Origin of the sequence: Jiella sonneratiae (assembly GCF_017353515.1) — a bacterium.
Classification (GTDB): Bacteria; Pseudomonadota; Alphaproteobacteria; order Rhizobiales; family Rhizobiaceae; genus Jiella; species Jiella sonneratiae.
The window spans coordinates 370,239-392,599 of record NZ_JAFMPY010000004.1; the positions used below are offsets into that span (position 1 = coordinate 370,239).

Annotated in this window: 21 protein-coding genes; 13 read left to right on the plus strand and 8 right to left on the minus strand. The window is 68.9% G+C overall.

Annotation, left to right across the window (positions count from 1 at the left end):
* Positions 1-85 precede the first annotated feature (85 nt).
* The 3 genes from J1C47_RS05760 (at position 86) to J1C47_RS05770 (ending at position 5,815) form a co-directional block, all read left to right on the plus strand.
* Positions 86-2,362: an acyl-CoA dehydrogenase gene (locus J1C47_RS05760; protein ID WP_207349756.1), complete on the plus strand. Its 2,277-nt coding sequence runs from the start codon at positions 86-88 to the stop codon at positions 2,360-2,362.
* Complete coding sequence (locus tag J1C47_RS05765) at positions 2,359-3,645, plus strand: acetyl-CoA C-acetyltransferase (RefSeq protein ID WP_207349757.1); 1,287 nt, start codon at positions 2,359-2,361, stop codon at positions 3,643-3,645. Before J1C47_RS05760 ends, J1C47_RS05765 begins: the two co-directional genes overlap by 4 nt.
* Before the next feature lie 67 nt (positions 3,646-3,712).
* On the plus strand, positions 3,713-5,815 hold the full coding sequence (locus J1C47_RS05770) for a 3-hydroxyacyl-CoA dehydrogenase NAD-binding domain-containing protein (RefSeq protein WP_207349811.1): 2,103 nt from the start codon (positions 3,713-3,715) through the stop codon (positions 5,813-5,815).
* A gap of 128 nt (positions 5,816-5,943) precedes the next feature.
* Here the strand turns inward: J1C47_RS05770 and J1C47_RS05775 are convergent, their stop codons facing one another.
* Positions 5,944-6,786: a fumarylacetoacetate hydrolase family protein gene (locus J1C47_RS05775; protein WP_207349758.1), complete on the minus strand. Its 843-nt coding sequence runs from the start codon at positions 6,784-6,786 to the stop codon at positions 5,944-5,946.
* A gap of 227 nt (positions 6,787-7,013) precedes the next feature.
* Between J1C47_RS05775 and J1C47_RS05780 the strand changes: the two genes are divergently transcribed.
* Together J1C47_RS05780 and J1C47_RS05785 are read left to right on the plus strand one after the other, a co-directional pair.
* Positions 7,014-8,822 (plus strand): acyl-CoA dehydrogenase family protein, encoded by a 1,809-nt coding sequence (locus J1C47_RS05780; protein WP_207349759.1) that lies wholly within the window; start codon positions 7,014-7,016, stop codon positions 8,820-8,822.
* Complete coding sequence (locus J1C47_RS05785; RefSeq protein WP_207349760.1) at positions 8,822-9,559, plus strand: crotonase/enoyl-CoA hydratase family protein; 738 nt, start codon at positions 8,822-8,824, stop codon at positions 9,557-9,559. The genes J1C47_RS05780 and J1C47_RS05785 overlap by 1 nt, the downstream gene beginning before the upstream one ends.
* A gap of 167 nt (positions 9,560-9,726) precedes the next feature.
* Here J1C47_RS05785 and J1C47_RS05790 read toward each other — a convergent pair whose 3' ends face one another.
* Positions 9,727-10,935, minus strand: coding sequence for an aminotransferase class V-fold PLP-dependent enzyme (locus J1C47_RS05790; RefSeq protein WP_207349761.1), 1,209 nt, complete (start codon positions 10,933-10,935; stop codon positions 9,727-9,729).
* Positions 10,936-11,176: 241 nt separating this feature from the next.
* Between J1C47_RS05790 and J1C47_RS05795 the strand changes: the two genes are divergently transcribed.
* Entirely contained in the window at positions 11,177-11,557 is a 381-nt protein-coding gene (locus J1C47_RS05795) for a PH domain-containing protein (RefSeq protein ID WP_207349762.1), read from the plus strand.
* 107 nt (positions 11,558-11,664) lie between these two features.
* Entirely contained in the window at positions 11,665-12,177 is a 513-nt protein-coding gene (locus J1C47_RS05800; RefSeq protein ID WP_207349763.1) for a GNAT family N-acetyltransferase, read from the plus strand.
* A 215-nt stretch (positions 12,178-12,392) separates the two neighbouring features.
* Here the strand turns inward: J1C47_RS05800 and purD are convergent, their stop codons facing one another.
* A complete protein-coding gene (gene purD / locus J1C47_RS05805; protein ID WP_207349764.1) occupies positions 12,393-13,664 on the minus strand; it encodes a phosphoribosylamine--glycine ligase in 1,272 nt (423 codons plus the stop codon).
* Between purD and J1C47_RS05810 the strand changes: the two genes are divergently transcribed.
* The 4 genes from J1C47_RS05810 to J1C47_RS05825 are packed head-to-tail and all read left to right on the plus strand — an operon-like array spanning position 13,663 to position 16,516.
* Positions 13,663-13,869, plus strand: a complete 207-nt coding sequence (locus J1C47_RS05810) for a hypothetical protein (protein ID WP_207349765.1) — start codon at positions 13,663-13,665, stop codon at positions 13,867-13,869. The genes purD and J1C47_RS05810 overlap by 2 nt on opposite strands.
* Positions 13,841-14,848, plus strand: coding sequence for a 4-hydroxybenzoate octaprenyltransferase (ubiA, locus tag J1C47_RS05815; RefSeq protein ID WP_207349766.1), 1,008 nt, complete (start codon positions 13,841-13,843; stop codon positions 14,846-14,848). Before J1C47_RS05810 ends, ubiA begins: the two co-directional genes overlap by 29 nt.
* 52 nt (positions 14,849-14,900) lie before the next feature.
* The gene (locus J1C47_RS05820) at positions 14,901-15,689 is read left to right on the plus strand and encodes a 4'-phosphopantetheinyl transferase family protein (RefSeq protein WP_207349767.1); all 789 of its coding nucleotides are present in this window, start codon (positions 14,901-14,903) and stop codon (positions 15,687-15,689) included.
* Positions 15,686-16,516, plus strand: coding sequence for a metallophosphoesterase (locus tag J1C47_RS05825; protein ID WP_207349768.1), 831 nt, complete (start codon positions 15,686-15,688; stop codon positions 16,514-16,516). The genes J1C47_RS05820 and J1C47_RS05825 overlap by 4 nt, the downstream gene beginning before the upstream one ends.
* Before the next feature lie 36 nt (positions 16,517-16,552).
* Here J1C47_RS05825 and J1C47_RS05830 read toward each other — a convergent pair whose 3' ends face one another.
* The 4 genes from J1C47_RS05830 to J1C47_RS05845 form a co-directional block, all read right to left on the minus strand.
* Positions 16,553-16,705, minus strand: a complete 153-nt coding sequence (locus J1C47_RS05830; protein ID WP_207349769.1) for a hypothetical protein — start codon at positions 16,703-16,705, stop codon at positions 16,553-16,555.
* A gap of 132 nt (positions 16,706-16,837) precedes the next feature.
* Positions 16,838-17,455, minus strand: a complete 618-nt coding sequence (locus tag J1C47_RS05835; RefSeq protein WP_207349770.1) for a ribonuclease D — start codon at positions 17,453-17,455, stop codon at positions 16,838-16,840.
* 211 nt (positions 17,456-17,666) lie between these two features.
* Complete coding sequence (locus J1C47_RS05840; RefSeq protein ID WP_207349771.1) at positions 17,667-18,224, minus strand: DUF992 domain-containing protein; 558 nt, start codon at positions 18,222-18,224, stop codon at positions 17,667-17,669.
* 268 nt (positions 18,225-18,492) lie between these two features.
* Positions 18,493-18,717, minus strand: coding sequence for a hypothetical protein (locus J1C47_RS05845; RefSeq protein ID WP_207349772.1), 225 nt, complete (start codon positions 18,715-18,717; stop codon positions 18,493-18,495).
* A gap of 360 nt (positions 18,718-19,077) precedes the next feature.
* Here J1C47_RS05845 and J1C47_RS05850 point away from each other — a divergent pair, with 360 nt between their 5' ends.
* Both J1C47_RS05850 and J1C47_RS05855 read left to right on the plus strand, forming a co-directional pair.
* Positions 19,078-19,581 carry a putative pterin-binding protein gene (locus J1C47_RS05850; RefSeq protein ID WP_207349773.1) on the plus strand — a complete coding sequence of 168 codons (504 nt, stop codon included), beginning with the start codon at positions 19,078-19,080 and terminating at the stop codon, positions 19,579-19,581.
* The gene (locus J1C47_RS05855; RefSeq protein ID WP_207349774.1) at positions 19,578-21,515 is read left to right on the plus strand and encodes a putative bifunctional diguanylate cyclase/phosphodiesterase; all 1,938 of its coding nucleotides are present in this window, start codon (positions 19,578-19,580) and stop codon (positions 21,513-21,515) included. Before J1C47_RS05850 ends, J1C47_RS05855 begins: the two co-directional genes overlap by 4 nt.
* A 27-nt stretch (positions 21,516-21,542) precedes the next feature.
* Here J1C47_RS05855 and upp read toward each other — a convergent pair whose 3' ends face one another.
* Positions 21,543-22,172: a uracil phosphoribosyltransferase gene (gene upp, locus J1C47_RS05860; protein WP_207349775.1), complete on the minus strand. Its 630-nt coding sequence runs from the start codon at positions 22,170-22,172 to the stop codon at positions 21,543-21,545.
* Positions 22,173-22,361 lie beyond the last annotated feature (189 nt).

Here is a 22,361-nt window from a genome sequence, read left to right on the forward strand (position 1 = left end):
AAAAGTTGGCTATGTGCGTGGGCGCGCCGGAACCGGGGGGCGGTTTCGCCACCATCCCCGGCAGGAGCTGAAAGGGAGCCGTTCCATGTCGTTTCGCAAGGACAAGATCACCCGCCCGATCTTCAAGTGGGCGAAGGGCGTGATGCCGTCGATCTCGAAGACCGAGGAGGAGGCGATCAGCGCCGGCACGGTCTGGTGGGACGGCGAGCTGTTCTCCGGCAATCCCGACTGGGACAAGCTGATCGCGACGCCGCCGGCGCGGCTGTCGCCGGAAGAGCAGGCGTTCATGGACGGGCCGGTGAACGAGCTCTGCGGGATGATCGACGACTGGCGGATCGCCTCGCGCGACCACGACCTGCCGGAAGACGTCTGGGCGTTCCTGCGCGAGAAGAAGTTCTTCGGCATGATCATCCCGAAGGAATATGGCGGCCTCGGCTTCTCCAACACCGCCCATTCCGAGATCGTGCGCAAGGTCTCGTCGGTCTCCGTCGTCGCCGGCGTCACCGTCATGGTGCCGAACTCGCTCGGCCCGGGCGAGTTGCTCCTGCATTTCGGCACCAGGGAGCAGCGCGACCACTGGCTGCCGCGCCTCGCCGACGGCCGCGACATCCCCTGCTTCGGCCTGACCTCGCCGGACGCCGGCTCGGATGCCGCCGCGATGACCGACACCGGCGTCGTCGGCTACGGCATGCACGAGGGGCGGGAGGTTCTCGGCATCCGCCTGAACTTCCACAAGCGCTACATCACCCTCGGCCCGGTGGCGACGGTCATGGGCCTCGCCTTCAAGATGTACGACCCCGAGAACCATCTCGGCCGCGGCGAGGACCTCGGCATCACCGTAGCGCTGCTGCCGACCTCGCATCCGGGCGTCAGCCACGGCGAGCGGCACATTCCGCTCCACACCTATTTCCAGAACGGCCCGCTGACCGGCGAGGACGTCTTCGTTCCGCTCGACTGGATCCTCGGCGGCACCGACCAGATCGGCCAGGGCTGGACGATGCTGATGACGGCTCTGGCCGCCGGCCGGTCGATCTCGCTGCCCTCGCAATCGGCTGCCGCCGCGGCCTATTGCGCCCGCGTCACCGGCGCCTATGCGCGGGTGCGGACGCAGTTCGGCGTGCCGATCGGCATGTTCGAAGGCATCCAGCAGCCGCTCGCCGAGATCATCGCCAACGCCTATCTGATCGACGCGGCGCGCCGGCTGACGGTCGCCGCCCTCGACCAGGGCCACAAGCCCTCGGTGCTCTCGGCGATCATGAAGGCCCACGCCACCTACCGGATGCGCGAATGCGTCGAGCGGGCGATGGACGTGCACGGCGGCAAGGGAATCATCGAGGGCGAGAAGAACTATCTCGCGCCGATGTACCAGTCGGTGCCGATCGGCATCACCGTCGAGGGCGCCAACATCCTCACCCGCAACCTGATGATCTTCGGCCAGGGCGCGATCCGCGCGCATCCCTTCATGCTGAAGGAGATGCTGGCGCTGTCCGAGGCGGACCGCGAGAAGGGGCTCGCCGATTTCGACCGGCACTTCTGGGCGCATGTCGGCCATTCGGTGAAGACCGCCTGGCGCAGCTTCGCCCGTGGCTGGACCGGCGGCCTCGCCGCGCCGGCGCCGAAGGACGCGGCCTTCACCGGCCACTGGCGCCAGCTGTCGCGCTATGCCGCCGCCTTCGCGCTGCTCTCCGACCTGTCGCTCTTGACGCTCGGCGGCGCGCTGAAGCGCAAGGAGATGCTCTCCGCCCGGCTCGGCGACATCCTCTCCGAACTCTACCTGCTCGGCGCGGCGCTCAAGCGCTTCGAGGTGGAGGGGCGGCCGGAAGCCGACCGGCCGCTGGTCGAATACGTCATGGAGAAGGGCTACTGCCGGCTCGGCCTCGCCTTCAACGGCGTGCTCGACAACCTGCCGGCGCGCTGGGCGGCGGTGCTGGTCCGGTTTCTCGCCTTCCCGCTCGGCGTTCCCTACGAGGAGCCCTCGGACGAGCTGACCAGCGAGGTGGCGGCGATCATGATGCGCCCGTCCTCGCAGCGCGACCGGCTGACGCCCGACCTCTATCTCGGCGAGCGCCACGCCGACCATCCGGTCAAGGACCTCGAACACGCCTTCGAACTCGTCTGCGATGCCGCGCCGATCGAGAAGAAGATGCGCGACAGGAAGGTCAAGGATCCCCTTGCCGCGCGCGATCAGGGCGTTATCACCGATGCGGAGTACGAGCGCCTCGTGAAGGTGAAGGAAGCCGTCGCCCGGGTGGTCGCGGTCGACGCCTACGACGCGCACGACGTTTCGCCGCTCGCCGACCAGCACGCCACGCAGCGCCGGTCCGGCGACAAGACCCTGCATTCGCGCGAGGCCGCCGAGTGAACCAACGCCCTGTCTATCTCGTCGACGGCGCCCGCACGCCCTTCATCAAGGCGCGCGGACGCCCCGGCCCCTTCACCCCGGTCGACCTCGCCGTCCAGTGCGGCCGGCCGCTGCTCCTGCGCCAGGACTTTCCGGTCTCGGCGATCGACCTCGTCATCCTCGGCTGCGTCAACGTCGTCGCCGACGAGATGAACCCGGCCCGCGTCGCGGCGCTGCGCCTCGGCATTTCCGACGAGACGCCGGCCTTCACGGTCCAGATCAACTGCGGTTCCGGCATGCAGTCGCTCGACACCGGGTTCCGCGCCATCGAGGACGGGACCCACGAGATCGTGCTCGCCGGCGGGACGGAGGCGCTCAGCCAATCGCCGCTGGTGCTGCGGCGCGGCGCGGTCGAATGGTTCGCGGCCCTCAACCGGGCACGGTCGGTCGGCGACCGGGCGAAGGCCTTCGCCGGGCTGAAGCCCGGCTACCTGAAGCCGGTGATCGGGCTGGAGCGCGGCCTGACAGACCCGATTACCGACCTCAACATGGGCCAGACGGCCGAGATCCTGGCGCATTTCTTCGACGTCTCGCGCCGCGAGGCCGACGCCTACGCCGTCGAGAGCCACCGCCGGCTCGGCGAGGCGACGAAGAACGGCTGGCTGAAGGACGAGATGCTTCCCGCCGTCGCCCGCGACGGCCGGGCCTTCGACCACGACGACGGGATCCGCCCGGCGACGACCGTGCAGGATCTCGCCAGGCTGCGGCCGGCCTTCGAGAAGCCATACGGCAAGGTGACGCCGGGCAATTCCTCGCAGATCACCGACGGCGCCTCCTGGGTCGTCCTCGCCTCCGAGGCGGCGGTCGAGACATACGGCCTCGAGCCGCTGGCGCGGATCGTCGATTCCGCCTGGGGCGGGCTCGATCCCTCGATCATGGGCCTCGGCCCGGTGACGGCGGTCGCGCCGATCCTGCGGCGCCAGCAGATGAGCGTCGACGAGGTGGACCTCTGGGAGCTCAACGAGGCCTTCGCTGCGCAGGTGCTGTCCTGCGTCGCGGCACTCGACCAGCCGGAGATCGCCGACGGCGTTCTCGGTCTCGAAGGCAAGGGCGGGCGGATCGAGCGCGACAGGCTGAACGTCGACGGCGGGGCGATCGCCCTCGGCCATCCGGTCGGCACGTCGGGCAACCGCATCACCCTGCATCTCGCCAACGCGCTGAAGCGCCTCGGCGGGAAGCGCGGCATCGCCACCCAGTGCATCGGCGGTGGGCTCGGCGGGGCGATGATGCTCGAAGCGGCGTGACGACGGCCCCCGAGGGGCGGTGCCATTTCAGAACAAGAAGCAACGCGACGAACGGAAACGCTACGACATGGGCAGGATGCTGAACGCTCTTTCCGAGCGCTCCCTCGAACTCGGGCCGGCGCGAAACGCCGAGCCGACCGGCCATTTCCGCGTCGCAAGGGACGACGACGGCATCGTCTGGATGGTGCTCGACCGCACCGACAAGCGCGTCAACACCATCGACCGTCCGGTGCTCGAAGAACTCAACCAGCACCTCGACCGCTTCGAGCGGGAGAAGCCCGCCGCCCTCGTCATCCGCTCCGCCAAGAAGGCGGGCTTTGCCGCGGGCGCCGACATCAACCAGTTCGTCGGCGCGTCGGCGGCGGAGATCAAGGCGGCGCTGGAGCAGGGCCACCAGGTGCTCGACCGGCTGGCGCGGCTCTCCTGCCGCACCATCGCGGTGGTCCACGGCCACTGTCTCGGCGCCGGGCTGGAACTCGCGCTCGCCTGCGACCGGCGCATCGCCGTCTCCGACGCCTCGCTCGGCTTTCCGGAAGTCATGCTGGGCCTGCACCCCGGCCTCGGTGGCACCTTCCGGGCGCCGGCCGTCGCCGATCCCATCGAGGCGATGACGATGATGCTGACCGGCCGGGCGATGCCGGCAAGGCGCGCCCGCTCGATCGGCCTCGTCGACGCCGTGGTCGAGGAGAGGCACGTCGCGGCGGCGGTCGAGGCCGCCTTCTACGGCGATCTGCGCCGCAAGTCCCCGTCGCTGGCCGGCCGGGCCCTCGGCTTCAGGCCGGCGCGCCAGATCGCGGCGCGCACCATGCGCAAGAAGACCGCGGAAAAGGCCCGGCAGGAGAACTATCCCGCGCCCTTCAGGCTGATCGATCTCTGGGAAGCCCATGGCGGCGACGAAAAGGCGATGCAGCGCGCCGAGATCGACAGTTTCGCGGAACTGATCGAGAGCGAGACCTCGAAGAACCTCGTCCGCGTCTTCTTCCTGCGCGAGAAGATGAAGGGCCTGAAGGACGGCTCGTCCGGCGTCCGCCACGTCCACGTGATCGGCGCCGGGGCGATGGGCGGCGAGATCGCCGCCTGGGCGGCCGGGCAGGGCTTCCGGGTGACGCTCGGCGACATCCGGCTCGAGCCGATCGGCGCGGCCGTCAAGAAGGCGGCGGCGATGCTGGAGAAGGTCGTCAAGGATCCGCTGAAGGTTCGCGACGCCCTCGACCGGCTGATTCCCGACCCCGAGGGTCTCGGCGTCGCGCATGCCGACCTCGTCATCGAGGCGGCGCCGGAGAAGATCGAGCTGAAGCACAAGATCTATGCCGGGATCGAGCCGAAGCTGAAGGAAGGGGCGCTGCTCGCCACCAACACCTCGGCCCTGCCGCTGCAGGACCTCGCATCCGGCATGCGGGATCCCTCGCGCTTCGTCGGCCTGCATTTCTTCAACCCGGTCTCGCGCATGCAGCTCGTCGAGATCGTCAGCCACGATCGCATCTCGCCGGAAACGGCGCGCCGGGCGACGGCCTTCGCCGCGGAGATCTCGCGGCTGCCGGCGCCCGTCGCCTCGGCGCCGGGCTTCCTCGTCAACCGGGCGCTGACGCCGTACATGGCGGAAGCGCTCGTCCTCCTCGACGAGGGCATCGCCAAGGAGCGGATCGACCGGCGCGCCGAAGAGTTCGGCATGCCGATGGGGCCGATCGAACTGACCGACCAGGTGGGCCTCGACATCGCCCTCGACGTCGCGACCTCGCTGCGCGAACGCCTCGGCGAGGATACGCTGCCCGCCGCGCCGGACTGGCTGACGCGGATGGTCGAGGAGAAGCGCCTCGGTCGCAAGACCGGGCGGGGCCTCTACGACTACGACGGCGAGGGCAAGCCGAAGAAGATCGCCCCCGAGGCGCTGCCCGACGGCTCCAGGGACGATCCGGACATGGTCGACCGGCTGATCCTGCCGATGCTGAACGCCGTCGTCGCCTGCATCGACGAGAAGGTGATCACCGACGAGGAGATCGCCGACGGCGCGATGATCTTCGGCACCGGCTTTGCGCCGTTCCGCGGCGGGCCCGTCCATTATGCCCGCCAGCGGGGGATCGACGCGATCGTCGCGAGGATGCGCGAACTTGCGGCCAAGCACGGCCCGCGCTTTACCCCGCATCCGGGCTGGGAGCGGCTGAAGGGGTGACGCCTCCGCCGCATAAGGGGCGAGCCGGCGCCAGTAGTTCAAAGCGGCCGTCCGCGGCGCGACCGGCCGGCGCCGCGCGGGGTGGTCCGTCCGGCGATGCTTGCGAGCGGTTTATCGGCAGGGTCGCCTCAGATCGAGACGCAGAGATTGTCCTGTTCGCCGAGCCGGGTGCCGCCCAGGCGGATGCGGTCGCCGGCCTTCAGGAAGCGCGGCGGATCGTAGGAGAGGCCGACGCCCGCAAAGGTTCCCGTCAGGATCACGTCGCCGGGTTCCAGCCGCATGAAGCGGGAGAGGTAGGAGACGAGATAGGGGATCTTGAAGATCATCTCGCCCGTCGAGCCGATCTGCTGGCGCTCGCCGTTGACGTCGAGCCAGAGCTCGATGCTGTCGGTCTCGCGCAACTCGTCCGGCGTCACCAGATACGGACCGAGTGGGCAGAAGGTGTCGTGCGACTTGCCCTTGGTCCACTGGCCGCCGCGCTGCAGCTGGAAATTCCGCTCGGTCACGTCGTTGGCGAGGCAGTAGCCCGCGATCGCCCGCTCGGCGACCTCGACCCCGGCATATTTCGCGACGCGGCCGATCACCACGGCGAGTTCGACGCCCCAGTCGACGCGGTTGGCGAGCTTCGGGATCTCGATCGGATCGTTCGGTCCGCAGGCGCTGGTCGCGGCCTTGAGGAAGATCGTCGGCTCGGGATTGATGCGGAAGCCGGCGAGCTTGGCGCTGTCGGAATAGTTCGGCCCGACGCCGACGATCTTGCCGATCCGGTCGACCGGCTTGCAAAGCCGCGTTCCCTCGGGCACGCTCGGCAGGGTCGAGGCATCGATGGCTGCGAGCGACGCCAGACGGTCGGGATCGAGCATCGGCCCGTCGAGCGTGGCGATCTGTTCGGACAGATCGCGGACGACGCCGGTTTCGTCGAGGAGGCCGGGACGCTCCGCACCGCGATCCCCAAACCGAACAAGCCGCATCGACACCTCCCTGACGCCTCATCGCCGGAATGGCCGAACAGGCCGCCCGGTTCCTTGCAGTCGAAACCCTGTCGGATGACGAATCGCCGGCCGGCCCTGCAGGCGCTTCATATGGCGAGGCATGGCAGGGCGTCGACGCGAAATTGCGGGGCCGACGAAGAATTGAATCGCAGAGGGTCCGCCCCCCGGCCGGCGCGGCCGGGGCCGACGAAGGAGGAGACGGGACGATGCCGCAACCGCCGGTGAAGGACATCGCATTCACGCTGAGGACGATCGCCGGGCTCGACGCGGCGATGGAGGAGGGGCTGTTTCCGGAGCTTGCTCCGGATCTCGTCGAGGCGGTGCTCGACGAGGCCGCGCGCTTTGCCGCCGAGCGCATGGCGCCGCTCGATCCGGTCGGCGACCGCCAGGGCCTGCGCTTCGAAAACGGCGCGATCACCATGCCGGACGGCTGGAAGGAGCTCTATCGCGACTGGACGGCAGGCGGCTGGAACGCCTTGTCCGGGCCGGCCGCCTATGGCGGCCAGGAACTCGGGACGGCGCTCGCCGCCGCCGTCGCCGAGATGTGGAACCACGCATCGATGCCCTTCGCGCTCGGCCCGCTTTTGACCGTCGGGGCGGTCGAGGCGCTGGACCGGCACGGGTCCGAGGAGTTGAAGCGGGTCTATCTCGAAAAGCTCGTCTCCGGCGCGTGGATGGGCACGATGAACCTCACCGAGCCGCAGGCCGGCTCCGACCTCGCGGCGCTGCGCAGCCGCGCCGAGCGGCGGGACGACGGCAGCTACCGGATCTTCGGCCAGAAGATCTACATCACCTATGGCGAGCACGACCTCACCGAGAACATCGTCCACCTCGTCCTCGCCCGGCTGCCGGACGCGCCGGCGGGGGTGAAGGGGATTTCGCTGTTTTTGGTGCCGAAGTTCCTGCCCGACGAAACCGGCCGGCCCGGCCGGCGCAACGACGTCGTCTGCCATTCGATCGAACACAAGCTCGGCATCCACGCCTCTCCCACCTGCACCATGCTGTTCGGCGAGGGGACCGTCGTGGGCGAGGAGGCCGGCGCCGTCGGCTGGCTGGTCGGCGAGGAGAATCGCGGCCTCGCCTGCATGTTCACGATGATGAACAACGCCCGGCTGATGGTCGGCATGGAGGGCGTCGGCATCGCCGACGCGGCCTGCGAAAAGGCGTTCGCCTATGCCCGCGAGCGGCACCAGGGCAAGGCGACGCGGCTCGCGCCCTCGGCGGAAAAGTCCGGCGCAATGAGCCCCATCCTCGGCCATCCGGACATCGCCCGCACGCTTCTGACGATGAAGGGGCTCACCGACGCCTCCCGCGCCATCGCCTTCTGCTGCGCCATGGCGACGGACCGGGCGCGCGGCTACCAGGACCGCGACGCCGACAAGGCGAGGGCCTGGCAGGAACGCGCCAACCTCCTGACCCCGGTCGCCAAGGCCTTTGCGACGGACGCGGCCTGCGACGTCGCCTCGCTCGGCATCCAGGTTCACGGCGGCATGGGCTTCGTCGAGGAGACCGGCGCCGCGCGGCTCATGCGCAACGCCCGCATCACGCCGATCTACGAGGGGACGAACGGCATCCAGGCGATCGACCTCGTCACCCGCAAGATCGGCCAGTCGGGCGGCGGGGCGGTGGCGGCGCTGTTCGGCGAGCTGGACGCCGTCGTCGACGAGCTGCGCGGCCGCAACGCGCCGCAGTTCGGCGACACCGCGGCCTGTCTGGCGGAAGGCATGGCGGACCTCAGGGCCGCGACGGACCATCTCCTCGAACGGCTCCGTGCCGGCGAGACCGAGACCGCGCTCGCCGGAGCGACGCCCTATCTCAGGCTGTTCGGCCTCGCCTCGGGCGGCGTTCTCCTCGCCAAGGGAGCGCTCGCGGAGACGAGCGGCGAGCGCGCCGCGCTGTGCCGCTTCTTTGCGGAAAACCTCGTCGTCGAGACCGGGGGGCTGCGCCGCAAGGTGGTGTCGGGCGCGGCGAGCCTTGCCGCCGCCCATGATCGTCTCGTCGGGGAGCCCGTCTGATGTCCACACTGATCGAAGCGACCACGCAGGCCGGGGTGACGACCATCCGCCTCAACCGGGCCGACAAGAAGAACGCGATCAACCGCGAGATGTATGCGGCGATGACCGGGGCGCTGGCCGAGGCCTCCCGCGAAGAGGCGGTCCGCGCCGTGGTCTTCGCCGGGGTGCCGGGAGCGTTCTGCGCCGGCAACGACATCAGGGACTTCATGGCGATCGCCGAGGGCGGCTCGCTGCCGGGCGAGGTGCGCGACTTCCTCCACGCCGTCGCCGGCTTCGGCAAGCCGATGCTCGCCGCCGTCGACGGGCTCGCGATCGGCATCGGGACGACGCTGCTGATGCACTGCGATCTCGCCTTCGCCAGCGAGCGGTCGGTCTTCCGGACGCCGTTTCTCGACCTCGGCGTGACGCCCGAGGCCGCCTCCAGCCTGATCGCCCCGCGCATCATGGGGCCGCAACGGGCTTTCGCGCTGCTCGTTCTCGGCGAAGCCTTCGACGCCGAGGCCGCACGGCAGGCGGGCCTCGTGAACAAGGTCGTCGCCGATCCGGAAAGCGAGGCGAGGAAGGCGGCCGAGGCGCTGACGGAAAAGCCGCCCGAGGCCCTGCGCGCCGCGCGCGAGCTGTTGCGGGGCCGGCGCGAGGACGTCGTTCGGCGCATGGACGAAGAGATCGAGATCTTCTCCGCGCGGCTGCGCTCGAACGAAGCGCGGGCGGCCTTCGCGGCCTTTCTCAACCGCTGATCCTCACGGCCCGCCGATCGGATAGTCCCGCAGCGGACACGGGCGCCCGCGCGAGGCGGACGCCCGTCGCGGTCGATCCGGGGAAGGAGCCCGGTCAACGCCCGGTGGATTGAATTCGACGCCTTCGTCCCGCTCTGGTGATGCTTCGCAGCTTCCGGGACCGTGCCTCAGGCTGCGGCCTGCCCGTCGTCCCGCTGCTTTGCGAGCGCCTCGCGGTAGTAGGCGTTTGCGGCGGCGACACCGGCGCCGGGCACGATCTTCGCGCCGGCGTCGCAAAGGGCGATTTCCGCGGCGGCGAGCGCGCCGAGGCACATCACCTCGTTGAGATCGCCGAGATGGCCGATGCGGAAGACCTTGCCGTTGAGCCGGGCGAGACCGCCGCCGAACGAGGTCCGGTAGCGCTCGTAGGCGATCCTCAGCACCTGATTGGCGTCGACGCCCTCCGGCACGGTGATCGCCGAGACCGTGTCGGAATACCATTCGGGCCCGGCGGCGACGAGCTTCAGGCCGAGCCCCGCGATACCGCGGCGCACGCCCTCGGCCAGCCGGTGATGCCGGGCGAAGACGTTTTCGAGCCCTTCCTCGAACAGCATGTCGAGGGAGACCCGCAGCCCGTGGAAGAACTGCGTCGGCGGGGTGTAGGGAAAATAGCCCTGGTCGTTCATGGCGATCTGCTCGGCGAAGCCGAAATAGCTGCGCGCCATCTTCGGCCGGTTGTCGCGGTTCGCCGCCAGCGCCTTTTCCGACACCGAGAGGAACGACAGGCCGGCCGGCAGCATGAAGCCCTTCTGCGATCCGGCCACCGCGAGGTCGACGCCCCATTCGTCCTGGCGAAAGTCGATCGAGGCGATGGAAGAGACGCCGTCGACGAAGAGCAGGGCGGGATGTCCGTGGGCGTCGAGCAGCCGGCGCACCCCCGCGATGTCCGACGTCACGCCGGTGGCGGTCTCGTTGTGGGTGACGAAGACGCCGCGGATCTCGTGTGCCGCGTCGGCGGCGATGATCCGCTCATAGGCATCGAGCGGCACGCCCTTGCCCCATTCCACCTCGACCGCCTCGACGTCGAGGCCGAGGCGCTTCGCCATCTCGACCCAGAGACCGGAGAACTGGCCGAAACGCGCCATCAGCACCTTGTCGCCGGGCGAAAGGGTGTTCTGGATCGCCGCCTCCCAGGTGCCGGTGCCCGACGAGGGAAACATGAACACCCGGCCGGAGCCGTTCCGGAAGGCCGTCTTCAGGTCGCGGAACAGCCCGAGCGTCAGGTCCGGCATGTCGGGGCTGCGCTGATCCTGCATCGGCACGTTCATGGCGCGCCGGACGCGGTCGGGAACGTTGGTCGGGCCGGGAATGTAGAGGTGGGTTATGCCGTTCTTCACGTCGTCCTCTCCTGGCGCCGACGCGGGCGCACAGACGCTCTCGGGCGCCGTCGCGCCCGCGGTGTCGAAACGATCGTACCCACCCGGCGGCTAACTGGAACGTTGATTTTCCGATCAAGGGAGAACGGAAAATTAATGTCGGCGGCGGACTTCGCCGCCGCGCGACTTATCTCGGTCGCGACGGCGGACGGAGGATCCCGGCCGCATGCGACGCAGTCGAACGAGAAGCGGGAAAGCGGCGATGGGACTACTATCCGGCCTGATGGGCCTCACCAGCGACGTCGACGTCGAGCAGGTGCGTTCAGACCTTCAGCCGATCATGGTGGAGGGCGAGGAGATCGTCCTCGCCTTCATGGTCGTGCGCGACATCCTCGTCTTCACCGACCTGCGTCTCGTCATCGTCGACAAGCAGGGCGTCACCGGGCGCAAGCGGACGATCCAGTCGATCCCGTATCGCGCGATCACCACCTTTTCGATCGAGACCGCCGGCACCTTCGACACCGATTCCGAGATGACGATCTGGATGAGCGGCCAGCCGCCTCTGACCCGCGAACTGTCGCGCCGGTCGAACATCGCCGGCATCCAGAAGGCCCTGGCGGAGGGCGTCCTCGGGCGCCGGTGAGGCGCATCGGACGGGAGTCGACAGGCCCATTGGCGGCTTCTTCCCGACCGAAGCAAAAATTTTTTCGAATGCGTGGATCGAATCCGCGTTTCGAAAGTTGAGAAGCGATGCCGACGATCACGACTGCGATCAGATTTGCCGAGAAGAAGGACGCCGCCGCCCTCGCGTGCGTCCACGAAGACGCTTGGCGCGGCGCCTATGCTGGGCTGATCCCCCATGACAGTCTCAACGCCATCGTCGCGCGGCGCCATTCGGGCTGGTGGCAGCGGGCCGTGCACGGCGGCGCCGGGATCCTGGTGGTCGACTATTGCGGCGAAACCGTCGGCTACGCGACCATGGGGCGCAACCGCACCGAGGCGCTGCCGGTCGACGGCGAGATCTACGAACTCTACCTCAAGCGGTCGTATCAGGGCGTCGGTTTTGGCCGGCGCCTTTTTTCTGCCTGCCAGAAACTCCTGCGCGACCGCGACATGGCGAGCCACGCCGTCTGGGCGCTGGAAGACAACAGCCTCGCGACCGGCTTTTACGAGCGGCTCGGCGGCGTCGCCGTCGCCGCCGGCGAGGAATGCTTCAAGGAGACGAAGCTGCGCAAGATCGCCTACGCCTGGCCGAAGCAGTAGGCCGCCGCCGCCGGAGTTTCGCCTTCCGGCCTGCCCCGTGGAAATTGATCGAAACCGCAGCCGGGAAGGGCGACTGACGTGTGGGCATTCTCGCGGCATCCGCCGGCCCGCCGGCAATGTGTGCATCGGCGCTGACTTCGTTCGCGCCAGCGAGCGGACCGGGTGAGTTGCGGGTGACCGGGCGGCCCGTCTGATATCAGCCGGCGGGACGCGGCTCAGGCCCCTTCGACCATGATCGCCCGATGTCCGATGTCGGTCCGGAAGAACCCGTCGTCCCAGCCGACCGCCTCGACCGCGGCATAGGCCCGGGCCGCCGCCTCGCGCACGCTCGCGCCGCGCGCCGTGACGTTGAGGACGCGGCCGCCGGACGCCAGCAGGCGATCGCCCTCGCGGGTCGTTCCGGCGTGGAAGATGCGGGTCCTGGCGTCGTCGGCCGGCAGGCTGAGGATCTCCGTCCCCTTGCGATAGCTGCCGGGATAGCCCTCTGCGGCCATCACCACGGTGAGCGCCCGATCGCGCGACCAGGAGGGCGTCACTCCCGAAAGATCGCCCTTCGCGGCGGCGAGGAAGACCGGCAGCGGATCGCTCTCCAGCCGCATCATCAGCACCTGCGCCTCGGGGTCGCCGAAGCGGACGTTGTATTCGATCAGCTTCGGCCCGGTCTCGGTGAGCATCAGCCCGGCATAGAGGACGCCGCGGAACGGCGCCCCGATTTCAGCCATGCCCCGCAGCGTCGGCTCGACGATCTCGGCCATCGCCCGGTCGAGCAGCCGGTCGGTGAGCGCGAGGGCGGGCGAGTAGGCGCCCATGCCGCCGGTATTCGGGCCGCGGTCCTTATCGAAGGCGCGCTTGTGGTCCTGGGCCGTGCCGAAGACGACCGCCCGCGTGCCGTCGCAGATGCAGAAGAGGCTCGCCTCCTCGCCTTCGAGGAATTCCTCGATGACCACCTCGGCGCCCGGCCCGCCGAAGGCGCCGCCGAAGCAGTCCTCGATCGCCGCCAATGCCTCGCTGCGGTTCGCGGCGATGGTCACGCCCTTGCCGGCGGCGAGGCCGTCGGCCTTGATCACCATCGGAAAGCCGGTTTCGTCGAGATAGGCCTTCGCCGCCGCCACGTCGGAAAAGCGCTTGTAGCGGGCCGTCGGGATGTCGTGGCGCGAGCACAGGTCCTTGGTGAAGCCCTTGGAGCCTTCCAGCCGCGCCGCCGCGGCGGTCGGGCCGAAGACGGCGATGCCGGCGGCCGTCAGGTCGTCGGCGATGCCGGCGACGAGCGGCGCCTCGGGACCGACGACGACGAGCTCGACCGCTTCTTCGTGGCAGAACGCGGCGACCGCCCGGTGATCCGCCACGTCGAGTGCGACGATCGTCGCCGAGGCGGCGATGCCGGGATTGCCCGGGGCGGCAAAGAGCGTGCCGAGAAGCGGCGACTGGGCGAGCTTCCAGGCGAGAGCGTGTTCCCGGCCGCCCGAGCCGATGAGGAGGACGTTCATGCGCTGTCTCTTGTCGCCCGAGGCGGTGGCTCGTGTCGCGGGTGTCGTCGTGCGTCAGGCGATAGGGGGGATCGGGCGGCAAGGTCAAGCGCCGGATTTCGCCGAAAAACCGCCCCTGCCGGGTTTGCGGCGCGATTTTCACTTGACTGCAGCATCGATGCACACACTGTGTGCCTATGGCGAATCTGAAAACCAGCCTGGCTGAACCATCCGACCGGGTTTCCGACGCACCGGTCTACAACTGGGTCTATCGCTGGCTGCCTCGGGCCGTCTGGCCCTACGCGCAACTCGCCCGGTGGGACCGGCCGATCGGCTGGCAGCTGCTTCTGTGGCCCTGCTGGTGGTCGGCGGCGCTGGCGCCGCAGGCCATCGCGCCGAGCGCCGTCCACACCGGCCTGCCGAGCCTCTGGCACCTGTTCCTGTTTCTCGTCGGCGCGATCGCCATGCGCGGCGCCGGCTGCACCTACAACGACCTCGTCGACCACGACATCGACGACCGGGTGGCGCGCACGCGCTCGCGGCCGCTGCCCTCCGGCCGGGTGAGCCGCCGCCAGGCCAAGATGTTCCTGGTCATGCAGTCGCTCGTCGGCTTCTGGGTGCTGATCCAGTTCAATCCCTTCGCGGTCTTGATCGGCCTGATGTCGCTGCTGACCGTCGCGATCTATCCCTTCCTCAAGCGGGTGACAGACTGGCCGCAGCTCGGCCTCGGCCTCGCCTTCTCCTGGGGCGCGCTGATGGGCTGGGCCGGCCATTGGGGCTCGCTGTCGCTGGCGCCTCTCCTGCTCTATGCCGGCTCGATCCTCTGGACCATCGGCTACGACACCATCTACGCCCATCAGGACAAGGAGGACGACGCCCTCGTCGGCGTTCGCTCGACGGCGCGGCTGTTCGGCGAGCGGACGCGCGAGGCGCTGGCGATCCTCTATCTCGGCACGATCATCCTGTTCCTCGCCGCCTTCTCCGCCGCGGCGATGGGCGACAATGGCGGCCCGTCCTGGCCGGCCTATGCCGGGCTCGGCGTCGGTGCGGTGCAGATGATCTGGCAGATCGTCAGCCTCGACATCGACGATCCCGAGCAGTGCCTCGGCCTGTTCAAGTCGAACTCGGTGTTCGGCTGGATCATCTTCTTCGGCCTGATCTTCTCGGCGCTGTGGTCGCTGTCGATGCCGGTCACCGCCGGCTGACGCACCGGCCCCGCCGCGCCGCCGCCGTCCGAACGCAGCCGAACGCATCGCCTTGTCCGACCCGTCCCGCATCGACGTCCACCTCGCCGACCCGGCTCCCGCCACGGGGGAAGACGCTGCGGATTGGCTCGCGATCCTCGCGCCGGCCGAGCGGGAGAGGTACGACCGCTTCAAGGTCGAGGGCGCGCGGCAGGAATATCTCGCCGGCCGGGTCCTCGTGCGACGGACGCTGTCCCGTCACGCGCCGATAGAGCCGAAAGACTGGCGGTTCGAGGCGAACGCCTACGGGCGCCCGGCGATTGCGGCGGAACAGGCAGGGCTCGCCCCCGGCCTCGTCTTCAACCTCTCGCACACCCGCGGGCTCGTCGCCCTCGCGGTCGGCTACGCCTGCGATCTCGGCGTCGACGTCGAATGGCCGGACCGCACCAGCCGGCCCGCCGATCTGTGCGGACGATACTTCGCCGAGAGCGAGGCGCGCCACGTCCGCTCCGCCGAGGGCGCCGAACTGACCGAGCGCTTCTTCGCCTTCTGGACCCTCAAGGAGGCCTACATCAAGGCGCGCGGCATGGGGCTCGCCTTGCCGCTGGACGGCTTTGCCTACGATCTTTCCGGCCCCGCGCCGGCGATCCGGTTCTCGGCGCGTTGTCCCGACGATCCGGCCCGCTGGCGCTTTCTCAGGCGGCGGATCGGAACGTCGCACCGGCTCGCCCTCGCGGTGTCTTCCGCCGAGCCGGTGCTCGGCGTGCGGTTCTGGCGCGCGGCGCCCTTTGCGGCGGATATGCCGGAACGCGGCGAAGGCGAGGCGACACTCGTCGCCGCACCGGCGCGAGAGGTCCGGTGAAGCTCTTCGCCGTCGCCGACCTGCATCTCGGCTTTGCCGGAAATCGCGAGGCGCTCGCCGAGATCGAGCCGCGGCGCGATGCCTGGCTGATTCTTGCCGGCGACGTCGGCGAGACCTTCGCCCACATGCGCCTCGCCTTCGAGAGTCTCGCGCCGAAGTTCGAGCGCCTGGTCTGGGTGCCGGGCAATCACGAACTCTGGGCCGTCGGCGAGCGCGAGGCCGAGCCCGGCGTCGCAGCGCCGCGGGGCGAGGCCCGCTACCACGCCTTCGTCGATCTCTGCCGGGACTACGGCGTTCTCACCCCGGAGGACGATTATCCGCTGCTCGACGTCGACGGCCGGCCGGCGCGTCTGGTGCCGATGTTCCTCCTCTACGACTATTCCTTCCGCCCGCCGGAGGTCGCCTTCGAGGAGGCCGTCGACTGGGCGAAGCGGAGCGGCGTGCGCTGTTCGGACGAGCAGTTCCTGGCGCACGAGCCGTTCGCGAGCCGCTCGGACTGGTGCCGGCAGCGCTGCGAGACGACGGCGGCCCGGATCGCGGCGCTCGGGGACGAGGACGTGCCGCGCATTCTCGTCAATCACTGGCCGCTGCGGGAGGAACTCGCGCGGCCGCCGCGCATCCCGCGATTTTCGCTGTGGTGCGGCACGGTGGCGACCGAGGACTGGCATCGGCGCTTCAATGCGTCCGTGGTCGTCTCGGGCCACCTCCACATGCCGTCGACACGGACGATCGACGGCGTGCGCTTCGAGGAAGTGTCCTTCGGCTATCCGAAGCAGTGGCAGGGGCGGCGTGCGCCGGACGCCGCCCTCCGCCGGATCATGATCTGATCAAGATCGCGGCGCCTGGGTGCCGCTTCGCCGTCCTCAACCGACGAGATGGAGGAAGCCGGCGGTCGCCGCGACGGCGGCGAAGAGCATGGCCGTGACGGCGAGGGTCTGGGCGGTTTCGGTGTAGAACAGGCGGCGGACCATGGCGGCGATCCTTTCGAGATCGGTTGGGGTTTTTCCCCGCCGCATGTGGCGTTTCCGGAAGCCGAAAGGTATCTGTTTTGCGACGCCTTTCGCCGCAAAGCGCACATTCGCCAGCTTCGGTAAATCCGCCGATAAGGGCGGCGCCTCGCAGGCTCGCCGCGACGACCTGCCGCGGCCTCAGACCGAGTGCGAGAAGATGTCGGATTCGCCCCAGCCGGCGAGATCGAGCTTCACCCGCGTCGGCAGGAAGGCGAAGCAGGCCTTGGCGAGGTCCATGCGATCCTCGCGGTCGAGGCGCTTGTAGAGAACACCCATGATGTCGTGGAGATAGAGGACGTCGGAGGCGGCATATTCCACCTGCGCCTGCGACAGCGTCTCCGCCGCCCAGTCCGATGACTGCTGCTGCTTGGAGAGGTCGACGCCGACCAGTTCGCGCGCGAGATCCTTCAGGCCGTGCCGGTCGGTATAGGTCCGCGTCAGCCGCGAGGCGATCTTGGTGCAGAAGATGTTCTGGGTCATCGCGCCGAAGCCGTGATAGAGCGCGGCGACGTCGAATCGGGCATAGTGGAAGATCTTCGTCCGGGCGGGATCCTTCAGAAGGGAGACGATGTTCGGGGCCTCCTTCTGGCCCTTGGCGATCTGCACGATGTCGGCGGTGCCGTCGCCCGGCGAAAGCTGGACCACGCAGAGCCGGTCGCGCCTCGTGTCGAGACCGAGGGTTTCGGTGTCGATGGCGACGGGTCCGCTGTAGCGGGAGAGATCGGGAAGGTCGCCCTTGTGCACGCGGATGGTCATGATCTGCCTTTGCCGATTCGAACGTCGTCGAAAACCGATAGCGGATTTCAGGTCAAAGCCCAAAAAGCTGCGGCGATCGGGACGTCCGCATCGCCGGCCCGTCCGCGACCGGCCTCCCGAGCCGGGCGACGCGGCGCATAGGAAAAGGGCGGCACCGGCCGGCACCGCCCTCTTTCGTCTCGATCATGGTCGCGTCGCCGTCGGCCAAGCCTTACTCCGGCCGCACGACGCCCGGCGCGACGGGCTCGGCCGGCACGGCGACCGGCGCCTTCACCGCCGGGACGGCCTGCGCCGGCTGCAGTTCCAGCTTGGCGACGCCGATGGCGGCGTTGATGCCTTCCTGCGCCTGGACGCTGACGGGCTGCAGCGTGTAGCTGTCGTTGGCGCCTCCGACGAGGAGGTTGGCGCCGCCGCCGACGATCGCCGAGGCATCGGCGCTCGCGCCGACATAGGTGCCGGAAAGGGCGCTCTGCTGGTAGGCGCCGCCATCCGCCATGACGACGGCCCAGGTCATCACCGTCCGGCCGGTGACGCCGACGTCGAGCCCGAAGGTGTCGAGCGTTCCGGCGTAGACCTCGGGCTGTCCGCCGCCGGCGGGCGTGAATTCGCAGACGAGATCTTCCGACGAGCCGACGATGAAGCCGGTGGAGCCCTTGCTGTGGCAGCCGAGCGTGCCGACGTTGACCGCCGCCGAAGCGGGCATGGCGAACAGCGGCAGGGAAAGCGCGCTCGCGGCGGCGAGCGTCAGCATGGTGCGATGGGACTTCATGGGTACTTACCTCGGTTCAGCGATTGATGCGCTTCGGGTGAGGCAAACCGGAAAGCGGCCCGACCGTTCCAATCCATGACGTTGCGGCACCACGATTTTTTCCCTCGAAGGCGCCTCGGCGCGGCGTCGGAGCGGCACGACAGCGGCGCAAAAAAGAAACCGCCCCGGGGAGGACGGGGCGGTTTCCATGAACTGTCCGGCACCGGCGGGAGGGGACCGGGGGAGGGGGATCGCCGGACAGCGGGGGAGCGATCAGGCAGGCTGCGGCTCAGTGGCAGGACTTGACGCGCTTCCAGATCCAGATCTTGTTGCCGCACTCGTCGTAGCCGCCGAAGACCTTGACCTTCTCGTAGTGGCAGACCTTCTCGTAGCGGACGTAATCGTAGTCGTAGTCGCTGTGGTAGGACTTGTAGCCGTTGGCGCTGGCCGGGGCGGAAAGGGCGGCACCGGCGGTGACGACGGTGGCGAGGGCGATGATGGCGTTGCGGATCATGTCGGTCTCTCCTTGGTTTGTTCGGGGCGGCCTCTCGTTGGCCGATGACCCGAAAGTGCAAACCGCAGACCGGCTTTTGCGCCCCGCCGCAGCCGTTCGTCGCCGGCAGTCGAAAAAATCTTCGCGCCACGGGCCGGGCGGGCCGTTCACCCGAGACTGCCGGCCGCCGCACGGGCCGCGCGCCGGCTCGTGCGGAATGCTTAGCGAACTTGCGCAAAATCGCGGACGTAGCGCCAACGCCCGATTCACTTCGTCGGGAAAGAGCCGGACACCGGTCGATCCTCGCTGCGAAAAGTAACTCAATGGAAATGACATATCCCGCATTTCAGATCACGTAACGTGACTTGGGAGACGGGTGCGATGGCGATCACGAGACGAGCGTTGTTCGGGGCAGTCGCTGCGATGGTCTGTGTCGGCGCGCCGTCGGTCGCGAGATCGGGCGGCGGTCTCGACGATCCGGACCGGCCGATCCTCGCGGTCAAGCGCGGCGGCGTCACGCTGGCGCGCTTCAGCCGGGCCGACCTCGCGGCGATGCCGCAGACGAAGATCGTCACCCACACCCCCTGGGCCAGCGAGGCGACGACCTATGAGGGGCCGACGGTCGCGGCGTTTCTCGCCGGCCTCGGCGAAACGGGCGAACGCTTCCACCTCGCCGCGCTGAACGACTATCTGGTGACGGCGGAGCGCTCGCTCCTGACCGAGGCCGGGGCGATCCTCGCGATCCGGGAGAACGGCCGGTTCATGGCGGTGGCGAACAAGGGCCCGGTCTTCGTGATGTTCCCCTTCGATGCCGACCGGCGGCTGCAGTCGCAGCAATATTACAGCCGCGCCGTCTGGCAACTCGTCGAAATCGACATGTCATGAGGTGGTTTTCGCTCAGGCGGCTGGCGGGCGGCACCTGGTTCGTCGCCGCGTTGTTCGCGGGGACGGTGGTTCTCGCGCTTGCGGCGATCGAAGCCTCGGTCGAGACGCAGAACTATCAGCGCGGCCTGCTCGACGCTTCCGCCTACAACGCCACCTTCGACTATTCGCGGGCCCAGATCGAGGTCGAGAAGCTGGCACGGCTCGTCGAGGGTTTCGGCGCCGGCCGGGCCGACCGCGACGAGCTGGAGATCGGCTTCGCGGTGGTGAAGACCCGGCTCGACACGCTGCCCGTCACGATCAACGGCCGGCCGTTCAAGGACGCCGTCGCGGCCCGGGACGAACTCGCCGCGACCTGCGACGAGATCGCGGCCCGCCTGCCGCGGACGGCAGGTCCGGCGATGGCCGAACAGATGGCCGGCCGGCTGGAGACCCTCGCCCGCACCTTCTCGCGGCTCGCGACGACCGCCAACGCCGTCCAGGGCGACATCATCGAAGGCTGGCGCACGCGGCTGTCCAGCGCGCTCGTCGATGTCGGGATCAGCGTCAGGCTGCTCTGCGGCTTCGGCTTCCTGCTCCTCGCCACGCTGGTCAGCCAGAAGCTGTACTTCCGCCGCCAGGCGCTCACCGATCCTTTGACCGGCCTGCCGAACCGCGCGTCCTTCCGCGACTGGTCGCATCGCGCCGCAGGGGCTAAGGAGATCGCCATCGCGGTCGTCGACGTCGACCTGTTCAAGGAGATCAACGACAGCTGCGGCCATCAGCGCGGCGACCAGCTTCTCTGCCAGCTCGGAGCGCTGTTTCGCGAGGTGACCGGCCTGCGCAGCGAGGTCGCCCGGATCGGCGGCGACGAGTTCGCGCTGCTCTTCGTCGGGCCGGGGGCGCATGAGCGGGCCGAAACCGCCTGCACCATGGTGACGCGCCGCCTCGCCGTGCTGCAGGGGACCGCCTGCGACGAGCGCCGTCCGACGTTGAGCATCGGGCTCGCGGCCTCGAAGGACGGCTCGCGGGACCTCGAGGCGCTGCTGCTCGAGGCGGATGCGGCGATGTATGCGGCGAAGAGCAGCGGCGGCGCGGCCATCGTCCAGGCGACGGACGAGTTCCGCAGCCGGCTCGAGCAGCGCCGTCGCCTGCAGCGCGACATCGCCAGCGCGGTCTCGCGCGGCGAGTTCGAAACCGTCTTCCAGCCGATCGTCGACGTCGGGACCCTGCGGGCGCACGGCTTCGAGACGCTGCTGCGCTGGCATCATCCCGAGTTTGGCAGGCTGGCGCCCGACTTCTTCATCCCGCTGGCCGAAGAGACCGGGGCGATCGTCGAGATCGGCCGCTTCGTGCTCGACCGGGCGCTGGCGATCGCGGCGAACTGGCCGCGGCAGCTCACCGTCTCGGTCAACGTCTCGGCGGTGCAACTCGGAGACAGGGCCTTCGTGTCGCATGTGAAGAACTCGCTCGCCCGCCACGGCGTCGCGGCGCACAGGCTGATCCTCGAGATCACCGAGACGGTGCTGATCCGCAACGCCAACGCCAAGACGGTGATCGACGAACTGCGCTCGCTCGGCGTCGGCATCGCGCTCGACGACTTCGGCACGGGATACGCCTCGATGGGCTATCTGCGGCAGTACCGCTTCGACAAGATCAAGATCGACAAGTCTTTCGTGTCGACCATGAACCAGGAGGGCAAGAGCGCCGCGATCGTCCGGGCGATCTGCAGCCTGGCGCGCGACATCTCCGCGACCGTCGTCGCCGAGGGCATCGAGACCGAGGAACTGCTCGGCCTGGTCGACGCCGCCGGCTGCGAACTCGGCCAGGGCTACCTCTTCGCCCGGCCGATGAGCGCGCTGCAGACCAGCCGCTTCATCGAGCGCTACGGCTGGTGCGCCTCCGCCCCGGTGCCGGCCGCCGCCAACGACGCCGTCGCCACCGCCGCGGCGCGCTGACGAGCCGGCCGCGGCCCGGCGAAGCGGCTACTTCGTCCCGTACATGCGGTCGCCGGCATCGCCGAGGCCCGGGACGATGTAGCCCTTCTCGTTGAGGTGGCTGTCGATGGAGGCGGTGAAGACCTCGACGTCGGGATGCGCGGCGCGGAACCTCTCGATCCCCTCCGGTGCTGCCAAAAGGCACAGGAAGCGGATGTTGCGGGCGCCGCGCTGCTTCAGCTTCTCGATCGCGGCGATGGCGGAATTGGCCGTCGCCAGCATCGGGTCGACGACGATGACCAGCCGGTCGGCGAGATTTTCCGGCGCCTTGAAGTAATATTCCACCGGCTGCAGCGTCTCGTGGTCCCGGTAGATGCCGATATGCGCCACGCGGGCTGCGGGAACGAGGTCGAGCATGCCTTCGAGGAGGCCGTTGCCGGCCCGCAGGATCGAGGCGAAGACCAGCTTCTTGCCCTCGAGCGTCGGCGAATCGATGGTGGCGAGGGGGGTGTCGATCCGCATCGTCGTCAGGTCGAGGCTGCGCGTCACCTCGTAGCACAGCAGCGTCGAGATCTCCCGCAGCAGCCGCCGGAAACTCGCCGTCGATGTCTCCTTGTTGCGCATGATCGTCAGCTTGTGCTGCACCAGCGGGTGGTCGATGACGGTGACGCCCTGCATGGGACCCTCTCTCAAAGATTGAACGAATGCGGGAAACCGTGCCCCGGCGACGTCCCCTCGTCTAGGTCGCATCCCCATAACCGGGTTCACGTTCGGTGGTTGATTTGATTCAATCTCCTTTGAAAGGAGATTGCCATGCGCCGTCACGAACTGAGCGACCAGGAATGGGAGATCATCGAACCGCATCTG

Excerpts from the sequence above, each read along its gene's own strand:
- J1C47_RS05770 (WP_207349811.1), top strand. The coding sequence starts at position 3,713 with ATGGGCAGGATGCTGAACGCTCTTTCCGAGCGCTCCCTCGAACTCGGG.
- J1C47_RS05855 (WP_207349774.1), top strand. The coding sequence starts at position 19,578 with ATGAGGTGGTTTTCGCTCAGGCGGCTGGCGGGCGGCACCTGGTTCGTC.
- J1C47_RS05785 (WP_207349760.1), top strand. The coding sequence starts at position 8,822 with ATGTCCACACTGATCGAAGCGACCACGCAGGCCGGGGTGACGACCATC.
- J1C47_RS05760 (WP_207349756.1), top strand. The coding sequence starts at position 86 with ATGTCGTTTCGCAAGGACAAGATCACCCGCCCGATCTTCAAGTGGGCG.
- J1C47_RS05840 (WP_207349771.1), bottom strand. The coding sequence starts at position 18,224 with ATGAAGTCCCATCGCACCATGCTGACGCTCGCCGCCGCGAGCGCGCTT.
- J1C47_RS05850 (WP_207349773.1), top strand. The coding sequence starts at position 19,078 with ATGGCGATCACGAGACGAGCGTTGTTCGGGGCAGTCGCTGCGATGGTC.
- J1C47_RS05835 (WP_207349770.1), bottom strand. The coding sequence starts at position 17,455 with ATGACCATCCGCGTGCACAAGGGCGACCTTCCCGATCTCTCCCGCTAC.
- J1C47_RS05775 (WP_207349758.1), bottom strand. The coding sequence starts at position 6,786 with ATGCGGCTTGTTCGGTTTGGGGATCGCGGTGCGGAGCGTCCCGGCCTC.
- J1C47_RS05795 (WP_207349762.1), top strand. The coding sequence starts at position 11,177 with ATGGGACTACTATCCGGCCTGATGGGCCTCACCAGCGACGTCGACGTC.
- upp (WP_207349775.1), bottom strand. The coding sequence starts at position 22,172 with ATGCAGGGCGTCACCGTCATCGACCACCCGCTGGTGCAGCACAAGCTG.
- J1C47_RS05845 (WP_207349772.1), bottom strand. The coding sequence starts at position 18,717 with ATGATCCGCAACGCCATCATCGCCCTCGCCACCGTCGTCACCGCCGGT.
- purD (WP_207349764.1), bottom strand. The coding sequence starts at position 13,664 with ATGAACGTCCTCCTCATCGGCTCGGGCGGCCGGGAACACGCTCTCGCC.
- J1C47_RS05830 (WP_207349769.1), bottom strand. The coding sequence starts at position 16,705 with ATGCGGCGGGGAAAAACCCCAACCGATCTCGAAAGGATCGCCGCCATG.
- ubiA (WP_207349766.1), top strand. The coding sequence starts at position 13,841 with ATGGCGAATCTGAAAACCAGCCTGGCTGAACCATCCGACCGGGTTTCC.
- J1C47_RS05800 (WP_207349763.1), top strand. The coding sequence starts at position 11,665 with ATGCCGACGATCACGACTGCGATCAGATTTGCCGAGAAGAAGGACGCC.
- J1C47_RS05780 (WP_207349759.1), top strand. The coding sequence starts at position 7,014 with ATGCCGCAACCGCCGGTGAAGGACATCGCATTCACGCTGAGGACGATC.
- J1C47_RS05810 (WP_207349765.1), top strand. The coding sequence starts at position 13,663 with ATGCGCTGTCTCTTGTCGCCCGAGGCGGTGGCTCGTGTCGCGGGTGTC.